This is a genomic window from Bradyrhizobium sp. SZCCHNRI2009, assembly GCF_032485115.1.
In the GTDB taxonomy this organism is placed as follows: Bacteria; Pseudomonadota; Alphaproteobacteria; order Rhizobiales; family Xanthobacteraceae; genus Bradyrhizobium.
On the sequence record NZ_JAUEUH010000001.1, the window covers coordinates 873,867 to 895,753 of the forward strand.

Genomic DNA, 21,887 nt, shown 5'->3' on the forward strand with positions numbered 1-21,887 from the left:
CTACATCTGGAACAGGCTGGTCAGCGGCAGATAGGGTTTGACGATCGGCGACTTCAGCACGACGAAGCTGAAATATTTCTCGATGCCGATGTCCATGTCGGTCAGCCGCTCCATGATGGTCTGGTACTCGCCGATCCCCGCGGTGACGAACTTCATCATGTAGTCGTAACCGCCGGAGACGAGGTGGCACTCGATCAACTGGTCGATCTTCTCCACCGCGGCAAGAAAGCGGGCGAAGTCGATCTGCCGGTGGTTCTTCAGGGTGACCTCGGTGAACACGGTCAGCGTCTGGCCGAGCTTGGAGACGCAGATCTGCGCCGAGTAGCCCTCGATATAGCCTTCCGCCTGCAGCTTCTTCACCCGCATCAGGCAGGGGCTCGGCGACAGGTTGACCAGCTCGGCCAGCTCCACATTGGTGACGCGGCCGTTCTTCTGCAGTTCGTGCAGGATCTTGATGTCGATGCGATCGAGCTTCATGAAGCCGTGGTCCCGTGTGACGCCGCGTCCGGTCCCCATTACAGCAGAAAATTCTGCCGCTGAGCCATCGAAACTTCCGTAAAGCAAGAATGGGGCCGTATCCGCCGGGATTATGCGATGCAAAACAATACGCCGGCGATGTGCAGACGGGCAGAATGATATGCCGTTCGGACCACGAATCCGGCGCCCGAACGGCCGGCTGCCACTCTAGGCTGAGCCAGCCCACAGCCGGAGAGACCGCATGCCCGCACCGCTGGTGCTCGTCGAGACATCGCCAACGCTGCCCGCGCGTGCAGATGCCGTGGTCATCGGCGGCGGCATCGTCGGCGTGTTCACGGCCTATTACCTCGCGCGGCGCGGGCTCGCGGTGGCGCTGATCGAGAAGGGCCGCATCGGCGCCGAGCAGTCCAGCCGCAATTGGGGCTGGTGCCGGCAGCAGAACCGTGATGCGCGCGAGCTGCCGATGGCGACGCTGAGCCTCGATCTGTGGGAGCGCTTTGCGGCCGAGAGCGGCGAGGCGACCGGCTTCTCGCGCTGCGGGCTGTTCTATCTCAGCAATGACGAGGCGGAGCTCGCCGGCTGGGCGCGCTGGGGCGAGTTCGCCAGGACCGCCGGCGTCACCACGCATATGCTCGACAGCCGCCAGGCCACCGCGCGCGGCGCGGCCACCGGGCGCAGCTGGAAGGGCGGCGTGTTCTCGCCGACCGACGGCACCGCCAGTCCCGCCGATGCCGCGCCCGCGGTGGCGCGCGCGATCCTCAAGCAGGGCGGCTCGGTGCACCAGATGTGCGCCGTGCGCGGCGTCGAGACCAGCGGCGGCCGGCTGTCGGCCGTGATCACCGAGCGCGGCACCATCCGCACGCCGGTCGCGGTGCTCGCCGCCGGCGCCTGGGCTTCGTCGTTCTGCCATCAGCTCGGTGTCGCACTGCCGATGGCCTCGATCCGCGCCTCGGCGCTCGCTCTGTCGCCGTCGGCGGAGCCGCTGCCCCCGGCGCTGCACACCGCCGCCGTCTCGATCACTCGGCGCGGCGACGGCGGCCATACGCTCGCGATCAGCGGCCGCGGCCGCGTCGATCCTACACTTCAGCAGCTGCGCTTCGCGTCGCACTTCCTGCCGATGTTCGCCAGGCGCTGGCGCAGCCTGCTGCCCGGCGGGCTCGAAGGCCTACGCGCCGGCCACGAGACGGTCGGCCGCTGGCGGCTCGACGCGCCGACGCCGATGGAGCTGACCCGCATCCTCGATCCCCGGCCGGACCAGGCCACCATCCGCCTGACCCAGGCGCGCGCGGTCGAGCTGCTGCCGGCCTTGAAGCAGAGCCGCGTCACGGCGGCGTGGGCGAGCTACATCGATTCCACGCCCGACGGCGTGCCTGCGATCGGCGAGCTCGCCGCGCTGCCCGGCCTGATCGTCGCCGCCGGCTTCAGTGGCCACGGCTTCGGCATCGGGCCAGGTGCGGGCCATCTCATCGCCGATCTCGTGACCTCCGCCAAACCGATCGTCGATCCCAGGCCCTACGCGCCCGCGCGTTTCGCCCGGCATGAGTCCAAGGCGGTCGCAGACTTCTGAAGGTTACGTCTCCGGGACGTCAAGCCCCCGACTGCGCCAGACCGTTCGGTTCGCCGAATTCACCGGTTCGCCGCTCGGCGGCCCTTCGGTCTGCGGCTGACTTCGTCCAGTCCGTTTGGGGCCTGCTCTTGGAAGGCGTTGCAGAACAATGATGCCTTTTCCCCCAAACGAGTTCTCAACTCTCTGATTTTGTTGGTATTCGCTGACCATGCCCCTGGGGCTTAATCCAGTTTGAAGTTCGTTCTGGCCCAACGAGGACCAGAGCATGAAGCGCGGCCGCTTTACGGAAGAACAGATCATTGGGATTTTGAAGGAGCACGAGGCTGGCGTTCCGGTCGCCGATCTCTGCCGCAAGCATGGCGTGAGCGACGCGAGCATCTACAAGTGGAAGGCCAAGTTCGGCGGAATGGACGTCTCGGAGGCCAAGCGGCTGAAGACGCTGGAGGACGAGAATGGCGCTGGTGGCCGACACTTCACTCTCGGGCGCCCCGGTCGCCCGGGAGCTGGACCGGCTGGGCGCCGAGCGCGGCAAGCCCAAGATGGTGGTGAGCGACAACGGCAGCGAGCTCACGAGCAATGCCATCCTGACATGGACCGATCAGAGCCGTGTCGCCTGGCACTACATCGCGCCGGGCAAACCCATGCAGAACGCCTTCATCGAGAGCTTCAACGGTCGCCTGCGGGATGAACTGCTGAACGAGACGCTGTTCACCTCGCTTGCTCAGGCCCGCGTCGCGCTCCGATGCTGGCGGACCGACTATAACGACGCTCGGCCGCACTCCCAGCTCGGATGGAAGACGCCATCCGAGTTCGCCGCCACCTGCAATCCGCGTCGGGATCTGGCGCTGCGCTATGCCGAGAGCTCCGCGCCAGCTCCCGCCGCTACGACCGCCCAGATGGGCACATCAAACCGCCCGAACGAACTCAGATCTGGATAAAACTTGGGGGCAAGGTCACTGCGGACGAGTCTGATGTTTTGGTAGCAAACGAAACCCGGCTCGCCTCAAAAGTTCATCGCGCCGGATTTTCGGTCAAGGTTTGGTCGTAAAGTGAATTCGTCGGGTGGTTGACTGTTTGGCGGCCCGAACTGTGACCTCCTGCTTGCCAGCCGTCATCACCGCAGCATCAACGCCAGCCAGCATGACGCCGCATTCGATTTGGCCTGGTCGCTACTGACTCCACGTCAGCCCTTTAGCTGGTAGCCACTCTTCCCAATCCGGAGGCAGCTGGGAATAGCTCGCTTGTTTTCTGTAGCTCCCAACGACGGGTTTCAGGTTGTCGCAGGAGCAGAACCTGTCGACGACAGCCTCCTTGATGGCATGAGCGGCTCTATTTCCCAGTCTGGCTTCTTCGCTGCGGAACTTTCTCCAAAGCAAGACTTCGATGAACTCATGGACGAGAACGCTGTTGAAATCCAATCCCTTCATTTCCGGATAGCTTACGACTAATCGCGGCGCCATCGATGCGCCATTGTGCGACCCGCCCGGACCAAACTTGGTGACATGGACGCGCACGACCTTTGGCAACTGACGCGTAAGCTGCGCAACGAAATCGGAAGCAAATCGATCCTCCACCCGCCGCCATGACTGCACGACGCGCTCCAGACTGGCGCCCGGCAAGTCGTGACGCACGATCGCGTCGCGCAGTCTCTCATCTGAAAACCGAGCTATACCCTGCGCGATCTCCGCTTTGAGCGCATCTGGCCAGGTCACATCATATTTTTCGGCGCGAAAGAATTCGAGATTTCCAAGTTGGAAGCGGACGTGGGAGACCTCGTCTTCGATCGTTGAAGAAAAGCGAAACTCCATGATGGCCACCTTCATGAAACGCCAGTTGAACGACCGTCGACCGGAGCCGCCATGCCCCGATGCAAGGGTTCAATTCCCTATATTTCGAAGATTTCCAGCTCCGAGAAGCCGTTGCAGCGGCGGTCACATTGGCCGAATCGCCTAGTCGCACGAGACGCGATTAACCATCCGCCGGCACGTCCTGCCATCACTGAAATAGGTCGTGCTTCCGACCGTGTGCGACGACGTGCCATCGCTGTAGTAGGTGTGGTTGCCGATCTGCTGCGAGCTGCTGCCGTCGTTGTTGTAGGTGAAGCGCCCGATCTGCTGGGACGAGGAGCCGTCGCTCCAATAGGTGTTGTTGCCGATCCGCTGTCCCGACGTCCCGTCGTCGCACAGGATCTGGTTGCCGATGAGCTGGCAGGTCTCGGCCTGAGCTGCTGTCGCCGCCCACAGGCCGAACGCGATCGCGAGAGCGTGGCGCATGAAGTCGATTCTCTAAATTACAATATCCAATCGCAACCCACGCGCGAGCGCAACGGAAAACGATCCGTGATGATCTGTGCGGATCAACGTCCGGCGCCGCGCGTCCTGGTCTTGCCGGCGGCTCCGCCGACCCGGAACGCCCGCATCTGGCCGCTGAGAAAGCGCAGCAGATGGCTGGCGGCATGCGGCAGCTCGCGGCCGCGCCGGGTGATGACGCAGGCTTCGCTCGAGGCCAGCAGGCGGTTGTCCACCGGCACGGCGGCGAGGGAGCCGTCGGCAAGATCGGCGGCGATCGCGAAGGCCGGCAGGAGCGTCAGGCCGAGGCCGCTCCTGACGAAGTGGCGGAGCACGTTGATGGAGCTGGTGGTGAGCTTCGGCGACAGGGCGATGCGCTCGGCGGCCTCCGCCATTGCCACGACCTGACGCGTGCCGTAGCTCGGATGCATCAGTCCGAGGGGGTGATCGGCGAGCTCGCGCAAGCGCAAGGGACGGCCGAGCCGCGCGAGCGCATGATCCGGCGGCATGATCGCGCAGAGCGGCTGCCGGCTCGCGGTCGCGATCCGGATGCGCGGATCGGCTGATGGGTTGAACACCAGGCCGATGTGATGGCGATCCTCGGCGACGGCATTGACGACCTCGTTGGTGCCGGCCAGATCGAACGCCATGGTGAGGTCGGGATGGCGTTGCCAGAACCGGCCGAGCGGGCCGGACATCAGGTCGCTGACGAAACCCTCGCCGAGCACGATGTCGACATGGCCGCGTTTGAGCCCCTGCAATTCGCGCAGCTTGGCGACGGTGTCGGCCTGGTCGGCCTGCCATTGCCGGAAGCGCTCGACCAGCAGCGCGCCGGCCGCGGTGGCGCGGATGCCGCGGCTGAGGCGCTCGAGCAAAGTGAGGCCGAGCTCCTTTTCCAGGAGCGCGATCTGCCGGCTGATCACCGACGCGTTGACGTCGAGCGCTTCGGCGGCGGCGCGCACCGAGCCGAGGCGGATCGCCTCGTGCAGATAGTGCAGGCGGTGGTGATCGAGCAGGGCGGACATGGCTTCGGAACGTGTTGACCTGAGGTCAACACTAGCGGCGGACGGCGCTGATGTCTGCTCCGGAATTGCGCGGCTACGCTGGCGAGGCAAATCTGGCAGGAGGCCTCGTGACCGCGGTCGGCATCATCGGACTTGGCAACATGGGGCGCGGTATGGCGCTGACGCTGAAGGGCGCGGGCTTCGCCGTCACCGGCTACGACACGCTAGCCGCGACGCGCGCGGCGCTCGCGGCCGAGGGCATCGCGATTGCCGACGGCATCGGCGGCGTGATCGCCGCCGCCGACATCGTGATCCTGTCGCTGCCGACCGCCGGCATCGTCGCCGATGTCGTGGAAGGCGCCGGCGGTATCCTCGCGCAGGCCAGGGCCGGCGTCGTCATCGTCGACACCTCGACCTCGCATCCCGAGACCTCGCGCCGGCTCGCAGCCCTTCTCAAGGCGCGCGGCATGGGCTTCGTCGATGCGCCGGTCAGCGGCGGGCCGAAGGGCGCGGCGACCGGCACCATGACGATGGTGATCGGCGCCGATGGCGATGATCTCGCGCGCGTGCTGCCGGTGCTGGAGCGCATGAGCGCCAAGCGCGTCCATGTCGGCGGCGTCGGCGCCGGCAACGTCGCCAAGATCGTCAACAATCTTCTCTGCGCCGCGCATCTGCTCACCGCCGCGGAGGCGCTGCGCATCGCCGATGCGGCGGGCGTCGACGCAGTGCGGCTGCTCGAAGGGCTCAATGCCGGCTCCGGCCGCTCCGGCGTCACGCTCGTCAACGTGCCCAACTGGATTCTCAACGGCGCCTTCGACTCCGGCTTCACCATGCAGCTGATGCGCAAGGACGTCAGGCTCGCGGCGCAGTTCATCGGCGAGCTCGGACTGTCGCTGCCGATGGCCGCCGACACCGCGCGCATCTGGGCGGACAGCGCCGCCAGCATCGCCGACACTGATGATTTCAACCGCATCGTCGAGCTGCAGCTCGGTCCGATGCCGAAGCCGTGAGCGTGCCGCCATGACCCATTTCATCGATCCCCGCCTGCGCGCCGCCACGCTGCCGTTCTGGCCTGACTTGGAGGCCGTTGGCTCCCATGTCGGCGGTGACCTGATCGTCGGCGATGGCGCGACGGTCTCGGTGAATGATCCCGCCACCGGCAGATTGCTGTTCACCTATGCCGATGCCGGTGCCGACGTGGCGGCCAAGGCGGCTGCTGCTGCGGGGGCGGGGCAGGCGGAATGGGTGAAGCTGACCGCCGCGGGCCGCGGCCGCGTGATGCAGGCGGTGGCGCGGGCGATCCTCGCCGCGGCCGAGCCGCTGGCGCATCTGGAAGCGCTGTCCGCCGGCAAGCCGATCCGCGACACCAGGGGCGAGGTCGCCAAGGTCGCGGAGATGTTCGAGTACTATGCCGGCTGGGCCGACAAATTCCACGGCGACGTCATCCCGGTGCCGTCGAGCCATCTCAACTACACGCGTCGCGAGCCGATGGGCGTGGTGCTGCAGATCACGCCGTGGAATGCGCCGATCTTCACCGCGGGCTGGCAGATCGCGCCGGCCATCAGCATGGGCAACGCCGTCCTGCTCAAGCCCTCGGAGCTGACGCCGCTGACCTCGCTGGCGCTGGCAGGCATCGCCGAACGCGCGGGCCTGCCGAAGGGCGTCGTCAACGTGCTCGCCGGTTTCGGCCACACCACGGGGCAGGCGGCGCTGGCGCAGCCCGCGGTCAGGAAGGTGGTGTTCGTCGGGTCGGTACCGACCGGGCGGCTGATCGGCGAGGCTGCGGCGCGCAGGCTGTTGCCGTCGGTGCTCGAGCTCGGCGGCAAGTCCGCCAACATCGTGTTCGCCGATGCCGATCTCGAACGCGCCGCCGTCGGCGCGCAGGCCGCGATCTTCGGCGGCGCCGGACAGAGCTGCGTCGCCGGCTCCAGGCTGTTGGTGCAGAGCGCGGTCTATGACCGCTTCGTCGATCTGGTTGCAAAAGGTGCAGTGAAGATCAGATGCGGCGATCCGCTGTCGGCGGACACCGAGATCGGTCCGATCAACAACGCCAGGCAATATGATCACGTGCTGTCGTTGATCCGGGAAGGCGCGGCGGAGGGGGCGGAGATCGTCGCTGGCGCAAATGGCGTGGCGCAGGACGGCGGATATTTCGTCAAGCCGACCGTGCTCAAGAACGTCACCAACGCCATGGGTATCGCGCGCAAGGAGGTGTTTGGTCCGGTCGTCGCCGCGATCCGCTTCGACACCGAGGCGGAGGCGATCGCGATCGCCAATGACAGCGAGTTCGGCCTCGCGGGCGCGGTGTGGACCAGGGATGTCGCGCGCGCGCATCGCGTCGCAGCACAGGTCAAGGCCGGGACGTTCTGGATCAACGCCTACAAGACCATCAACGTCGCCTCGCCGTTCGGCGGCTACAACAACAGCGGCCATGGCCGCTCCTCCGGCATCGAGGCGCTGTACGAATACACGCAGGTGAAGAGCGTGTGGGTCGAGACCGCGGCCGAGCCGGCCGTGGCGTTCGGCTACGCGCCGGGCTTGCGCGACTGAGCGGGCATGGCATGATCGGTGCAAGAGCTGCGCGCCACGGAACGACCACTTAGTTCCGAAATAAGGAACGGAAACATGCCGCGCTTCGTCAACGTCGCCATTGGTCAGCTCGGCCCGATTGCCAAGAGCGAAACACGGACCGCGGTGGTTGCGCGACTGATGGCGTTGATGCGGCAGGCGCACGCCAATGGCTGCGACCTGATCGTTTATCCCGAGCTCGCGCTGACGACGTTCTTCCCGCGCTGGTACATGGCCGATCAGGCCGAGATCGACCTCTATTTCGAGCGCGAGATGCCGGGGCCGGAAACGCAGGCCCTGTTCGCGCTCGCGAAGGAGCTGCGCATCGGCTTCTGCCTGGGCTATGCCGAGCTGGCGCTCGAGGGCGGCATCGTGCACCGCTACAATACCGCCATTCTCGTCGACAAGACCGGCGCGATCGTCTCGAAATACCGCAAGGTGCATCTGCCGGGACATGCCGAGCACGAGCCGTGGCGCAAGTTCCAGCACCTGGAAAAGCGCTATTTCGAGCCCGGCAAGCGCTTCGGCGTCGCGAGCGCCTTCGGTGGCGTCATCGGCATGGCGATCTGCAACGACCGCCGCTGGCCGGAGACCTATCGCGTGATGGGGCTGCAGGGCGTCGAGATGGTGCTGATCGGCTACAACACGCCGGTGCACAATCCGCCCGCGCCGGAGCATGACGATCTCTCGCTGTTCCACAACCGCCTCGTGATGCAGTCCGGTGCCTATCAGAACGGCACCTGGGTCATCGGCGTCGCCAAGGGAGGCATCGAGGAGGGCATCGACCACATCGCCGGCAGCTGCATCATCGCACCCTCCGGCGAGATCGTCGCGGCCTGTGCCACCAAGGGCGATGAGATCGCGCTGGCGCGCTGTGACCTCGATTTGTGCAGATCCTACAAGCAGACGGTCTTCAACTTCGACGTCCATCGCCAGCCGCAGGCTTACGGCATGATCGTCGAACGCAAGGGCGAGACGCTGATGGCCGACGGCTCGCCCGTCAGAAAGCAGGCGTGACGCACGATGTTGCTGCACGGCACTTTCCGTAGCCCGCATGAGCGAAAGCAACATGCGGGTTCGCATGAACTGTGCGGGAGAACCCGGGGGCGCTGCGCTCGCCCGGGCTACGCAAAAGCTTGCGCTCCGTGCCTCATTTGCGTTCAAATGAATGCACTCCACGCGCATGGCATGGGCCTTGCTTATAATTTCGGCAATTGAACTTGGCATGTTGCATCAGGAGAGAACATGGATCGCAGGACGGTATTGAAGGGATTGGCGGGCGCGGGTGGTCTGGCGCTGACGGGGATTGCGGCGCCGGCGATCGCACAAGGCGCTGCCGCACGCACCTTGCGTTTTGTGCCACAGGCCAATCTCGCCAATTTCGATCCGATCTGGGGCACGCAATATGTCGTGCGCAACGCGGCCGCGATGGTGTGGGACACGCTGTACGGCATCGACGACCAGTTCGTGCCGCAGCGCCAGATGGTGGAATCCGAGCAGGTGTCCGACGACGGCCTGACCTGGACCTTCAAGCTGCGCCCGGGACTGAAATTCCATGACGGCGAGCCGGTGCTCGCCAAGGACGTCGTCGCCAGCCTCACGCGCTGGTCGGCGCGCGATCCGATGGGCCTGATGCTGAAGGCGCTGCAGAACGAACTGACGGCCGTCGACGACAAGACCTTCAAATGGGTGTTGAAGCAGCCCTATCCGAAGATGCTGTTCGCGCTCGGCAAGGGCAATGCGCCCTGCGCCTTCATCATGCCCGAGCGCATTGCGCAGACCGACCCGTTCAAGCAGATGTCGGAATATGTCGGCTCTGGCCCGTTCAAATTCGTCAAGGGCGAGTGGGTGCCGGGCGCCAAGGCCGTGTTCGAGAAGTTCACCGACTACGTGCCGCGCCAGGAGAAGCCGGTGTGGCTCGCCGGCGGCAAGCAGGTGCTGGTCGATCGCGTCGAATGGGTGATCATGCCGGATCCTGCGACCGCGGCTGCCGCGCTGCAGAATGGTGAGGTCGACTGGTGGGAGAACCCGATCACCGATCTCGTGCCGGTGCTGAAGGGCAACAAGAACATCGGCGTCGACATCGGCGATCCCCTCGGCAATGTCGGCTCGTTCCGCATGAACCACCTGCATGCGCCGTTCAACAACGTGAAGGCGCGCCAGGCGATCCTCATGGCGATGAGCCAGGAAGATTATATGCGCGCGCTGGTCGGCGACGACAACGCGCTGTGGAAGCCGCTGCCCGGCTTCTTCACGCCGGACACGCCGCTCTATACCGAGGCGGGCGGCGACATCCTCAAAGGCAAACGCGATTTCGCGGCGGCCAAGAAGCTGCTTGAGGAGGCCGGCTATAAGGGTGAGCCGATCACCTGCGTCGTCGCGCAGGACCAGCCGATCACCAAGGCATTCGGCGACGTTACCGCCGATCTCCTCAAGAAGCTCGGCATGACCGTCGACTTCGTCGCCACCGATTGGGGCACCGTCGGCGCCCGCCGCGCGCAGAAGACGCCGCCTTCGCAAGGCGGCTGGCACATGTTCCACACCTGGCACGCAGGTGCCGACTGCATCAACCCGGCCGCCTACACCGCGCTGCGGGCCAATGGTGACAAGGCTTGGTTCGGCTGGCCGACCAGCGAGCCGGTGGAGAAGGAGATCACCAACTGGTTCAACGCCAAGTCGCTCGACGAGGAGAAGGCGGTCGCCGGCCGCATCAACAAGGCGGCCATCGACGACGTGGTGTTCGCACCCACCGGGTTCTTCCTCGGCTATACCGCTTGGCGCAAGAATGTCTCGGGCGTGACCAAGGGGCCGATCCCCTTGTTCTGGGGCGTGTCGAAGACCGCATAGGGCGAAAGACCTCCCATGCTCACCTATGCGCTCCGCCGAGTCCTGTCGACGCTGCCGGTGATGGCGATCGTCGCGCTGTTCGTCTTCAGCCTGCTCTACATCGCGCCGGGTGATCCGGCCGTTGTGATCGCAGGCGACCAGGCGAGCCCGGCCGACGTCGAGCGTATCAGAGCCAATCTCGGACTGGACCAGCCATTCCTGGTCCAGTTCGGTAGCTGGGTTTGGCGCCTGCTGCACTTCGATCTGGGCACCTCGATCTTCACCAACCTGCCGGTGTCGGCATTGATTGCCCAGCGTATCGAGCCGACGCTGTCGCTGATGATGGTCACCCTGGTCCTCACGATCATCATCGCCGTGCCGCTCGGTGTCATCGCGGCCTGGAAGGCGGGCACCTGGATCGATCGGATCATCATGGCGTTCGCCGTGTTCGGGTTCTCGGTCCCGGTGTTCGTGGTCGGCTACATCCTGGCCTACGTCTTCGCGCTGAAGTTCGATTGGCTTCCGGTGCAGGGCTATACGCCGCTGGCCCAAGGGTTCTGGCCGTGGCTGCAGAACCTGATCCTGCCGGCGGTCGCGCTCGGCTGCGTCTACATCGCGCTGATCGCGCGCATCACCCGCGCCGCGATGCTCGAGGTGCTGCAGCAGGACTACATCCGCACCGCGCGCGCCAAGGGCCTGGGGCAGGGCGGCATCCTGTTCATTCATGCGCTGAAGAATGCCGCGGTGCCGATCGTCACCGTCGTCGGTATCGGCATCGCGCTCCTGATCGGCGGCGCCGTCGTCACCGAGAGCGTGTTCGCCATTCCGGGCCTTGGCCGGCTCACCATCGATGCCATCCTGCGCCGTGACTATCCGGTCATCCAGGGCATCGTGCTCTTGTTCAGCTTCGTCTACGTGCTCGTCAATCTCCTGATCGACGTCACCTACACCCTGGTCGACCCGAGGATCCGCTATTGACCGCCACCTCCATATCGCCGCCGCCAGGCCTCGTCCTCGCGCCTGTTCTGCCCGACCTGATGGTCGCGCCGAAGATCCGGCGCGGCGCCATCGGCTTCCTGCGCAACCATCCGACGGTTGCGATCGGCGGCGCGCTCCTGCTGCTGCTCGTCATCATCGGCGTGTTCGCGCCATTCCTCTTCACCGTCGATCCCACCGCGATCGCGCCGGCCAAGCGCACGCGGCTGCCGTCGGCGGATTTCTGGTTCGGCACCGATGCGCTCGGCCGCGACATTTATTCCCGCGTGCTCTATGGCACCCGCGTCTCGCTGACGGTCGGCCTCGCGGTGGCGCTCGGCGCCTCCCTGATCGGCCTCACCATCGGTCTTGTCGCCGGCTTCCTGCGCTGGGCCGATGGCGTCCTGATGCGCTGCATGGACGGGCTGATGTCGATACCGCCGATCCTGCTCGCGGTGGCGCTGATGGCGCTGACGCGTGGCAGCGTCGGCAACGTCATCCTCGCCATCACCATTGCCGAGATCCCGCGCGTGGCGCGGCTGGTGCGCGGTGTCGTCCTGAGCTTGCGAGAGCAGCCCTATGTCGATGGCGCGGTCGCCTCGGGCACGCGCACGCCGATGGTGATCCTGCGCCACATCCTGCCCAACACCATGGCGCCGATGCTGGTGCAGGCGACCTACATCTGCGCCAGCGCGATGATCACCGAGGCGATCCTGTCCTTCATCGGCGCCGGCACGCCGCCGACCATCCCGTCCTGGGGCAACATCATGGCCGAAGGCCGCGCGCTGTGGCAGGTCAAGCCCTTCATCGTGTTCTTCCCCGCCGCGTTCCTCTCGGTGACCGTGCTCGCCGTCAACCTTGTCGGCGACGGCCTCCGCGACGCGCTCGACCCGCGCATGGCGAAGAGCCCATGAGCAGCGCAGTCAGAGATCGCCGGGAGCTCAAATGATGCCGCTGCTCGAGGTCGAGAATCTCCAGGTCCATTTCCGCACGCCGACCGGCATCAACCGTGCCGTCGATGGCGTCTCCTTCCACGTCAACCCCGGCGAGACGCTCGCCATCGTCGGCGAATCCGGCTGCGGCAAGTCGGTGACGTCAATGTCGATGATGCGGCTGATCCCGGAGCCGCCGGGCAAGATCGCGGGCTCGATCAAGCTCGAGGGCAGGGACATTCTTAAGCTCCCCGACCGCGAGATGCGTCAGCTCCGCGGCAACGACATCTCGATGATCTTCCAGGAGCCGATGACGAGCCTCAACCCGGTGCTGACGGTCGGCCGCCAGATCGGCGAGACCCTGCGGCTGCATCAGGGGCTCGACCAGGCGCAGGCGGAAGCGCGCGCGGTGGAGATGCTGACGCTGGTCGGCATCCCCGAGCCGGCGCGCCGCGTGCGCGAATATCCGCACCAGCTGTCCGGCGGCATGCGCCAGCGCGTGATGATCGCGATGGCGCTGGCCTGCAACCCGAAGCTCCTGATTGCGGACGAGCCGACCACAGCGCTCGACGTCACCATCCAGGCGCAGATCCTCAAGCTGATGCTGGAATTGAAGCAGCGCGTCGGTGCAGCCATCGTCCTGATCACCCATGATCTCGGCGTCGTCGCCGAGGTCGCCGAGCGCGTGATGGTGATGTATGCCGGCCGCAAGGTCGAGGAAGCGCCGGTCAGGGAGCTGTTCCGCTCGCCCCGCCATCCCTACACTCAGGGCCTGCTCGGCGCGCTGCCCAAGCTCGGCTCGTCGCTGTCGGGCGAAACCAGGCGTCTCGCGGAAATTCCCGGCCAGGTGCCGGACCTCAAGCAGCGCATCGAGGGCTGCGTGTTCGCCGGCCGCTGCGCGCTTGCCACCGACGTCTGCCGCCAATATGCGCCGGGGCTGGAGCAGAAGGCCAAGCATCACATCGCCGCCTGCCATTTCGCTGCCAAGGAGCAGGCCGCCGCATGACCATGCCGCTGCTCCAGGTCAACGACCTCAAGAAGCATTTCCCGATCCGCAGCGGCCTGTTTGGGCGAGCCAAGAGCCGGGTGCACGCCGTCGACGGCGTGTCGTTCGAGATCGCGCGCGGCGAGACGTTGTCGCTGGTCGGCGAATCCGGCTGCGGCAAGTCCACCGTCGGCCGCGCCATCCTGCGCCTGTTCGACATCACGGCCGGCCAGATCGTGCTCGACGGCACGCGGATCGACGATCTCGGCCCGGGCAGCCTGCGCGACATGCGCCGCCGCGTTCAGGTCGTGTTCCAGGACCCGTTCTCCAGCCTCAACCCGCGGATGCGGATCCGCGACATCCTGGCCGAGCCGATCAACAATTTCGGCCTCGCCAAGACTGCGGCCGAGCGCGATGCGCGCATTGCCGAGCTGATGGAGATCGTCCGGCTGCCGCGCGACGCCGTGAACCGCCGCCCGCACGAATTCTCCGGCGGCCAGCGCCAGCGCATCGGCATTGCGCGGGCGCTCGCCGCCAAGCCCGACGTGATCGTCTGCGACGAGGCGGTCTCCGCGCTCGACGTCTCCGTCAAGGCGCAGATCGTCAACCTCCTGCAGGACCTGCAGCGCGAATTCGGCCTCGCGCTGCTGTTCATCAGCCACGATCTCGCCATCGTCGAGCACATGACGCACCGCGTCGCCGTGATGTATCTCGGCCGCATCGTCGAGCTCGCCCCCAGACGGCAGATCTTTGCGTCTCCCGGCCATCCCTACACCAGGGCGCTTCTCTCAGCCGTCCCAATTCCCGAACCCGGCGCCGAGCGCACCCCAATCATTCTCAAGGGCGACGTTCCCAGCCCCGTCAACCCGCCCAAGGGCTGCCGCTTCAACACCCGCTGCCCTCTCGCATTCGACCGCTGCCGAATGGAGGCGCCCGAGCTGCGTCTGAAGGGCGAGGACCAGTGGGTGGCGTGCCATCTGGAGAATGCGTAGTTGTAGTAGCGTAGGGTGGGCAAAGGCGCTACGCGGCGAAAGCCGCGAAGCGACCTGCCCACTGCGCCCGGTGCGAATGACAGCTTGACGCACGAGACTGCCGCGCCAATCCTCATTGCGAGCGCAGCTCGCAATGAGGGAGGAGAGATGGTGCGTTTCTCGCGCGGATATGGGTGCAGCGCGTAGCCCGCATGAGCGACAGCCGGCGCGCGGGACGCGCGTCGGCGCCAGCGGTCTTGCGTGCCGTGTCGGCGAACCCGGATGTTGCTGCGCTCGTCCGGGCTAGGTGGCGACCGAACGAAACTTCGACGGCATACGGCATCGCTGCGCCGCGCGTCGTCGCTGCAGATCATGTCTTGAGGAATGGTACCGCAGCCGCGCCCGGTTGCGACCAGGCGTCGGCTCACCGGGGCACGGCCTCGCCCGCTTCAGGCTGCGGGCGACCGATTGAATTTCGTCCAATAGAACGTCGCAAAGCGCGATCTGCGACAGCAGGGCGGCCTCTGTCGATTGGTACGACGTCGGCCGATCGAGGTGTAGCTTTGCTGTGCGGATTCTGCTTAGCGATTTCAATACCGAATGATTGGACAGGTCGCCGCCTCGAATATCGGTCATTTTGCCTGCACCACCACTACACGAGATCTGTCGCATCAGGACCAATTTGGTTCAAAACAATCGGTGTGCCGCGAAGGGGGCCGCGAGCGGACAGCGCGACCTTGCGGGTCCCTCCGGCGTCTGCAAAGCAGCGCCCACGGACATCAATCGGCGGTTTACAGTTGGTTCCGAAATTGAAACTTGGCTCGTTGAGTTGACGCTTTGCCTGCCTGATTGGCAACTTATCGCTCTTGGTCGAGCGATTGGCGACCTGCTGATGACCTATTGCAGCCGTGCCAGACTGGAAGACGCTCGCTGTGCCCGGCGAGGGGATGACCTGGTGCACCGCCACTGAACTGGTAATGCCTACAAGATAACTAAGAGAATGCAACGTGACCGTCTTGATAAGCATGATTGGACTCACTTCATCTCGCCTCATATCGACAGGCGTGTGGACGTTGCCAGGTTCGCGTTGTGACAAGGGCATAAGTTCATCGCTTCGGTGACCTGCTTCGCAAGATCGAGAATCTCAAGCGCCGAGCGTCGCCGGTTAGGTGTGTTGGTGTTCCGAACATTATCGTCTCCCAAAAGTGCCGCGGGTCTCGGCTCGCTCGGTCACGTTCAACCCTGTCTGTCGCTGCGAGGATGCGCTTAGCGAGTCTTGATTTCGTGGTGGAGTTTTGCCCGGCCTTGGGCAGGGGATCACCGCCTCGTCCAGCACGGAACTCATGAGTTCCACTTCGCCGGGATGCCGGTTCCCGTGCCGCCACGTTCATCTCCTCTCTTCCGGTCGCACTCTACAGAACCTGCTGCCTGCTCATCTCAACGAGATTGAAGCGCGTCGCGCGGCGATTTTGAAGTTATTCTCAAGTCCAAACTCTGCAAACGTTGCTCAGAATTAGCCGCAACACTAGCCAGTTACCTGCTCAAGTTAACATGTGAGAAGTCGGGAACATGATCGAGCTGCGGCGCCTGGCCGCCTCCCGCGTGACGGGAGTTTCGCGGAGTTGACTTGGATCAGTCCGGAGGACGTACTCTTCAGTATTCAAGCGAGCCGTGAGCGAGGACAGACCGATGAACTTGGACCGATCCGTGAGCCTATTGAGCCGGGCTCCCGTCATTCGTACGGACGATCCGGAGGCGATGGAGCACGCGTTGCGTACGGTCTACGGGGCAACTGGCTTCGCAGTCACCAAGGCAGATGGCTTCCAGGGGGTGGGCAACTACCTTCAGCTTGCGAATATCGGCCTTGGCTTTTGTGCCTATGGCGGGGCGAGGGCGGTCGTCAAGTTCCCGGAAAGCGACTACGCGCGGCTGCAAATTGGCCTCAAAGGCAGCGCTTTGACCGTTCTGAATCGCACGGCGATCGCGATAACCGAGCGGCAGTCCTGCATAGTTGCGCCTGGCGAACCCAACAGGATTGTGTTCGAGCCAGGTTATGAGCAGCTCATTCTTCGAATAAGCGCGAGGGCGTTGGAGCAGACATTGACGACGCTGCTCGGTGCAAAGCCAGCCGGTGTCCTCAAGTTTGATCCCATAGCGGCTGCGGTGCAGCCGAACGCTCTGGTCTTGCGCGATCTGGCGATGTTCCTCGCTCATCAGCTGGATGCGACGGCGACAGAGCTGCCGCGCGCGGTGCTGGCCGAACTGGAGCAGGCTCTCATCGTTTCCTTCCTGTCGGCTCACCGCCACAATTTCAGCGAGCTGTTGGAGAGAGCCGAAAAGGATGTCGTGCCGCGGATCGTCCGGCTGGCCGAGGAGTATATCGAGGCCTCTTGGGACCGCGCCATCACGATCGAGGCGCTGGCGTCGCAGACAGGCGTCAGCATCCGCGCGCTCTATACTGCGTTCAAGAAGAGCCGCGGATACTCGCCGATGGCGTTTGCGAAAACGGTGCGATTGCGACGGGCAAAGCAGATGCTCTCGGGGGCAGATCAGCGCACCTCCGTCTCTGCAGTCGCCTACAATTGCGGCTTCGGAAATCTCGGACACTTCGCAAGAGACTATCGCGAGATGTTCGGTGAGCTTCCATCCGAAACTCTGTTGCGCTCGCGACGAGCCGCCTAGCTCGCCTTACAGAAGCGTCGGTCAGGCCAGTCCCAATAGCGCTTGGGCAGCGGCGAAGCAAAGCGCGGGTCGCCAACTCAAGCTGAGAGCCAATCATGATGACGCCGTCCGACTGCGGCGAGGCGCCAAGAAGCGGGTCAGGTCTTTCGAATATTCTCGTCTCGTAGAAAGCGCCGCGCTTTTCAACTTGTTCGGGTCACGTTCACCTGACGTCGCTGCTGGATATACGCGTAGCGAGCTTCAACTTCATGGCGGATATTCTCTCGGGGGTAGGCGGGAGGGTTGCCGCATCGTCCAGCGCAGACCTCATGAGATGAGGCCAAGTAGTAATCTGGAAGGAAATTGAAGCGCGTCGATGAAGAAGATGGAACTGCGACACCTCGCCGCTGACCGGTGTTTTCCCGGAGTATCAGTTCGGTCAAACCGAGGTACCATCTTCCGATGAACCTAGATCAATCCGTAAGCCTGCTGAGCCGCGCTCCCGTCATTCGTACAGACGATCCGGAGGCGATGGAGCACGCGTTGCGTACCGTCTACGGGGCAACTGGCTTCACAGTCACCAAGCCAGATGGCTTCCTGGGGGTGGGCAACTACCTTCGGCTTGCGAATATCGGCCTTGGCTTTTGTTCATATGACGGGGGAACGTCGGTCGTTAAGTTCCCGGAGGGCGACTTCGCGCGCCTGCAAATTGGCCTCAAAGGCAGAGCTTTGACCGTTCTAAATCGCACGGCGATCGCGATAACTGAGCGGCAGGCCTGTATAATTCCGCCGGGTGAACCGATCAGGATTGTGTTCGAGCCAGGTTATGCGCAGCTCATTCTTCGAATAAGTACGGGGGCGCTGGAAAGGTCGTTGACGACGCTCCTGGGCGCAAAGCCGGCTGGCGTCCTCAGGTTCGATCCCATGGCGGCTGCGGTGCAGCCGAACGCTCTGGTTTTGCGCGATCTGACGATGTTCCTCGCTCATCAGCTGGATGCGACGGCTACAGAGCTGCCACGCGCGGTGCTGGCCGAACTGGAGCAGGCTCTCATCGTTTCCTTCCTGTCGGCTCACCGCCACAATTTCAGCGAGCTGTTGGAGAGAGACGAAAAGGACGTCGCGCCGCGGATCGTTCGGCTGACCGAAGAGTATATCGAGGCCTCTTGTGGGCGCGCCATCACGATCGAGGAGCTGGCATCGCAGACAGGCGTCAGCATCCGCGCGCTGTATGCGGCGTTTAAAAAAAGCCGCGGATACTCTCCGACGACGTTTGCAAAAACGGTGCGATTGCGACAGGCAAAACAGATGCTCTCGGGGGTAGATCAGCGCACCTCCGTCTCTGCAGTCGCCTTCAATTGCGGCTTCGGAAATCTCGGACACTTCGCAAGAGACTATCGCGAGATGTTCGGTGAGCTTCCATCCGACACTCTGTCGCGCTCGCGGCGAGCCGCCTAGCTCGCCTGACAGAGGCGCCAGCCAGGACCATTCCAAAGAGCGCCGGGGCCAGCAACGCGCGGTGGGCAGGTTGTGCCCGGCGAAGCTTGCTGATGATGTCCAGTATTCGCAGCCAGGCTGGGCCACCGTGCTGCGTCTGGAGGCAAAGCGACCGAACTGCGACATTACGGGCGACGTGTCATAGTCATGCGCTCGGCGGCGGACATGCTGCAGGGCGGGTCAAGGCGTGCACGCGACCATTCGCCGCTAGCGACATGCCATGGCGATTCACGCACCTCCCGCTCGGCGATGCGGGGCAGCGGCAACCCCCCGCTTGCCCAGCCTGCGATTGAAGGCTTCGCAGCCTGCGACCGGCCTGCCACACCAATACAGCCAATCGTCCATATGCCGTGCCGTCGCCGGGCGGGTGCATTGTCAGGAGACCTTATGGCGATTAAAGATTCCGGCCCAGACCGCGTCGGCGCCGCAAGCCCTCCCGCGCGGTCGCGCGTTCGATGAGGCCGCCATGCATCTTGCCCATGATCCCACAGCGCCGGCGGCAGCAGGGATCAGCTTCGACCAGTTCCTGGCCGTCGACATCCGCGTCGGCACCATCGTCGCGGCCGAGCCCTATCCGGAGGCGCGCAAACCGTCGCTGAAGCTGACCATCGATTTCGGGCCCGGCATCGGCACCAGGCGCTCCAGCGCCCAGATCGCCACGCTCTACGATCCGGCCACCCTGGTCGGCCGCCAGGTGGCCGGCGTCGTCAACTTCCCGCCGCGCCAGATCGGCAAGTTCATGTCCGAGGTGCTGACGCTCGGCTTTCCCGATGAACAGGGCAACGTCGTGCTGTTCCAGCCCGACAAGCGCGTGCCGAACGGCGCGCGGCTGTTCTGACGCGCGGAGAGCCGACCGCCATGGATATGCTGCTCGAACCTGTTACGCTGCCGCCGTTCCCCGAAGGCCTCAGGATTTCGCTCAGGCAGATGCATCTTCTCCAGGCTCCCATGGGCGGCACCCTGGTGACCGGCGGCGCCACCTTCCGCGTGTTCGCGCCGCATGCCAAGGCGGTCTACGTCTCCGGCCCGTTCAACGACTGGGCGCAGGACGCGAGCTGCCGGCTGGCGCCGATCGGCAACGGCCATTGGGCGATCTTCGTGCCGTCTCTGAAGGACGGCGACGCCTATATGTACTTCGTCGAGGGTGAAGGCAGCTCCGGCTACAAGCGCGATCCGCATGCACGGCTGCTTACGGTCGATCCGCCGTTTCCGCAGGCGCATTCGGTGCTGCGCAATCCGCACGCCTTTCCCTGGCACGACACCGACTACACGCCGCCGCCCAACAACGAGCTCGTGATCTATCAGCTCCATGTCGGCACCTTCGACATGAAGGCGGGCAATCCCGACGGCTGCTTCTTCGACGTGATCGAGCGCGTGCCGCATCTGGCGAAGCTCGGCGTCAACGCGATCGAGCTGCTGCCGGTGCAGGAATTCCCGACCATGTTCAGCATGGGTTACAACGGCACCGACCTGTTCAGCCCGGAGACCGAGTACGGGGAGGCAGAAGACGCGCATCTCGCGGCCTACTTCAAACGCACCAACGAGATCCTCGTCGCAGCCGGCGCGACACCTTACGCCGATATCGGCGTGGTGCGTCACTGCGACGACCAGCTCCGCGCGCTGATCGACGTCTGTCATGTCCATGGCATCGCCGTGCTGTTCGACGTCGTCTACAACCACGCCGGCGGCGGTTTTGACGAGAGCAGCATCTGGTTCTTCGACCGTCAGGCCTATGGCGATCCCAATCGCAGCCTGTATTTCACCGATCAGGGCTGGGCGGGCGGCCAGGTGTTCGCCTACTGGAACGCCGACGTGCGGCGGTATCTCGTCGACAACGCCGTGATGTTCTATCGCGAGTATCACGCCGACGGCCTGCGTTTCGACGAGGTCAGCGTGATGGACCGCTTCGGCGGCTGGGCGACCTGCCAGCAGCTCACCGAAGCGCTGCGCGCGGAGAAGCCGGATGCAATCCAGATCGCGGAATACTGGCCGGTGAACCCGTGGGTGGTGAGGGACATCGCGCATGGCGGCGCCGGCTTCGATGCGACCTGGAGCGATGGATTGCGGCTCGCGGTGCGCGGCGCCGTCGCGAGCGCGGCCGGCGGCGCCGGCGCCATCGTCCCGATGCAGCCGATCGCCGCGGCGATCGCCGATCTCAGCCTGGACAAGCGCTGGCGCGCGGTCAACTCGATCGAGAACCACGACATCGTCTATGCCGGCCGCGAGCCGCGCATCCCGCGCCTCGCCGATCCCGTCGACAGCCGCTGCTGGTATGCGCGCAGCCGCAGCCGCGTCGCCACGGGCCTGTTGCTGACCGCGCCGGGCATCCCGATGCTGTTCATGGGCCAGGAACTGTTCGAGGGCAAACCATGGAGCGACACGCCGAACCCCGACACGACGATCAGTTGGGCGCTGCTCGACGGCGAGGACAAGATCACCGCTGATGCGGTGCGCTTCACGCGCGAGCTGATCGCGATCCGCCGCACCCATCCGGCGCTGACCGCGGAGGGATGCGCCATCGTCCACGTCCATGACGGCAACCGCGTGCTCGCCTTCCACCGCTGGGACGGCCAGGGCGACGACGTGATGGTGATCGTCAGCCTCAGCGAGACGCCATGGCGCGACTACGCTATCGGCTTTCCGGCAGCGGGGCAGTGGAAGGAGGTATTCAACAGCGACGTCTATGACAACTGGGTCAATCCGGATGTGGTTGGTAACAATGGCTCGGTCACCGCAGGCGGCCCGCCGCTGCACGGCCAGCCGTGCTCGGCGATGGTGACGATCCCCGCGAATGGCGTACTGGTGTTTGCGCGGGCGTGACGGCCGTAGGGTGGGCCAAGGCGCATCCGCACTCTGTCCACGATCGAGATCGTCATGGCGCCGTGCCCACCATCTTTGCTGATGCGTTCGCGGATGGAAGGTGGGCACGCCGCCGCCTTCGGCGGCCGCTTTGCCCACCCTACGGCAGCGCGCCCGCAGCGACGACCTGTGGAAGATGAACGCTTGGTCTTTCCTCCGTCATTGCGAGCGCGGCGAAGCAATCCAGACTTTCTCTGCGGAGGGACTCTGGATTGCATCGCTGCGCTCGCAATGACGTGGTGAGAGCGGGGCGTGCCATGAGCAGATCGACCTGCTGAAT

Annotated in this window: 18 protein-coding genes and 1 pseudogene; 14 read left to right on the top strand and 5 right to left on the bottom strand. The window is 64.8% G+C overall.

Annotated features, from left to right (window positions below):
- Positions 1 to 477 carry an Lrp/AsnC family transcriptional regulator gene (locus QX041_RS03955; RefSeq protein ID WP_008962239.1) on the bottom strand — a complete coding sequence of 159 codons (477 nt, stop codon included), beginning with the start codon at positions 475 to 477 and terminating at the stop codon, positions 1 to 3.
- Positions 478 to 718: 241 nt separating this feature from the next.
- Between QX041_RS03955 and QX041_RS03960 the strand changes: the two genes are divergently transcribed.
- Entirely contained in the window at positions 719 to 2,044 is a 1,326-nt protein-coding gene (locus QX041_RS03960) for an FAD-binding oxidoreductase (RefSeq protein ID WP_316164518.1), read from the top strand.
- A gap of 265 nt (positions 2,045 to 2,309) precedes the next feature.
- Positions 2,310 to 2,982: pseudogene (locus QX041_RS03965) on the top strand (transposase).
- A gap of 231 nt (positions 2,983 to 3,213) precedes the next feature.
- Here the strand turns inward: QX041_RS03965 and QX041_RS03970 are convergent.
- The 3 genes from QX041_RS03970 to QX041_RS03980 form a co-directional block, all read right to left on the bottom strand.
- Positions 3,214 to 3,867, bottom strand: a complete 654-nt coding sequence (locus QX041_RS03970) for a hypothetical protein (RefSeq protein ID WP_316164519.1) — start codon at positions 3,865 to 3,867, stop codon at positions 3,214 to 3,216.
- A gap of 126 nt (positions 3,868 to 3,993) precedes the next feature.
- Positions 3,994 to 4,317, bottom strand: coding sequence for a hypothetical protein (locus tag QX041_RS03975; RefSeq protein WP_316164520.1), 324 nt, complete (start codon positions 4,315 to 4,317; stop codon positions 3,994 to 3,996).
- 83 nt (positions 4,318 to 4,400) lie between these two features.
- Positions 4,401 to 5,357: a LysR family transcriptional regulator gene (locus QX041_RS03980; RefSeq protein WP_315714608.1), complete on the bottom strand. Its 957-nt coding sequence runs from the start codon at positions 5,355 to 5,357 to the stop codon at positions 4,401 to 4,403.
- 107 nt (positions 5,358 to 5,464) lie between these two features.
- Here QX041_RS03980 and QX041_RS03985 point away from each other — a divergent pair, with 107 nt between their 5' ends.
- From QX041_RS03985 to QX041_RS04020, 8 genes are all read left to right on the top strand, one after another.
- On the top strand, positions 5,465 to 6,346 hold the full coding sequence (locus QX041_RS03985; RefSeq protein WP_315827465.1) for an NAD(P)-dependent oxidoreductase: 882 nt from the start codon (positions 5,465 to 5,467) through the stop codon (positions 6,344 to 6,346).
- 10 nt (positions 6,347 to 6,356) lie between these two features.
- A complete protein-coding gene (locus QX041_RS03990) occupies positions 6,357 to 7,886 on the top strand; it encodes an aldehyde dehydrogenase family protein (RefSeq protein ID WP_316164521.1) in 1,530 nt (509 codons plus the stop codon).
- 75 nt (positions 7,887 to 7,961) lie between these two features.
- A complete protein-coding gene (locus QX041_RS03995) occupies positions 7,962 to 8,921 on the top strand; it encodes an N-carbamoyl-D-amino-acid hydrolase (protein WP_316164522.1) in 960 nt (319 codons plus the stop codon).
- A gap of 228 nt (positions 8,922 to 9,149) precedes the next feature.
- Positions 9,150 to 10,751: an ABC transporter substrate-binding protein gene (locus QX041_RS04000; RefSeq protein ID WP_315827317.1), complete on the top strand. Its 1,602-nt coding sequence runs from the start codon at positions 9,150 to 9,152 to the stop codon at positions 10,749 to 10,751.
- Between the two features lie 15 nt (positions 10,752 to 10,766).
- On the top strand, positions 10,767 to 11,708 hold the full coding sequence (locus QX041_RS04005) for an ABC transporter permease (RefSeq protein ID WP_315714604.1): 942 nt from the start codon (positions 10,767 to 10,769) through the stop codon (positions 11,706 to 11,708).
- 59 nt (positions 11,709 to 11,767) lie between these two features.
- On the top strand, positions 11,768 to 12,619 hold the full coding sequence (locus QX041_RS04010; protein WP_410051823.1) for an ABC transporter permease: 852 nt from the start codon (positions 11,768 to 11,770) through the stop codon (positions 12,617 to 12,619).
- Positions 12,620 to 12,653: 34 nt separating this feature from the next.
- Positions 12,654 to 13,643, top strand: a complete 990-nt coding sequence (locus QX041_RS04015; protein WP_316164840.1) for an ABC transporter ATP-binding protein — start codon at positions 12,654 to 12,656, stop codon at positions 13,641 to 13,643.
- Positions 13,640 to 14,614: an oligopeptide/dipeptide ABC transporter ATP-binding protein gene (locus tag QX041_RS04020; protein ID WP_316164524.1), complete on the top strand. Its 975-nt coding sequence runs from the start codon at positions 13,640 to 13,642 to the stop codon at positions 14,612 to 14,614. The genes QX041_RS04015 and QX041_RS04020 overlap by 4 nt, the downstream gene beginning before the upstream one ends.
- A gap of 631 nt (positions 14,615 to 15,245) precedes the next feature.
- Here the strand turns inward: QX041_RS04020 and QX041_RS04025 are convergent.
- Positions 15,246 to 15,620 (bottom strand): hypothetical protein, encoded by a 375-nt coding sequence (locus QX041_RS04025; protein WP_316164525.1) that lies wholly within the window; start codon positions 15,618 to 15,620, stop codon positions 15,246 to 15,248.
- 680 nt (positions 15,621 to 16,300) lie between these two features.
- Between QX041_RS04025 and QX041_RS04030 the strand changes: the two genes are divergently transcribed.
- The 4 genes from QX041_RS04030 (at position 16,301) to QX041_RS04045 (ending at position 21,568) form a co-directional block, all read left to right on the top strand.
- On the top strand, positions 16,301 to 17,275 hold the full coding sequence (locus tag QX041_RS04030) for an AraC family transcriptional regulator (RefSeq protein WP_316164526.1): 975 nt from the start codon (positions 16,301 to 16,303) through the stop codon (positions 17,273 to 17,275).
- Between the two features lie 441 nt (positions 17,276 to 17,716).
- Entirely contained in the window at positions 17,717 to 18,709 is a 993-nt protein-coding gene (locus QX041_RS04035; RefSeq protein WP_316164527.1) for an AraC family transcriptional regulator, read from the top strand.
- Between the two features lie 505 nt (positions 18,710 to 19,214).
- Complete coding sequence (locus QX041_RS04040) at positions 19,215 to 19,586, top strand: tRNA-binding protein (protein ID WP_316164528.1); 372 nt, start codon at positions 19,215 to 19,217, stop codon at positions 19,584 to 19,586.
- 20 nt (positions 19,587 to 19,606) lie between these two features.
- Positions 19,607 to 21,568, top strand: a complete 1,962-nt coding sequence (locus QX041_RS04045) for an alpha amylase C-terminal domain-containing protein (RefSeq protein WP_316164529.1) — start codon at positions 19,607 to 19,609, stop codon at positions 21,566 to 21,568.
- Positions 21,569 to 21,887: the final 319 nt, after the last annotated feature.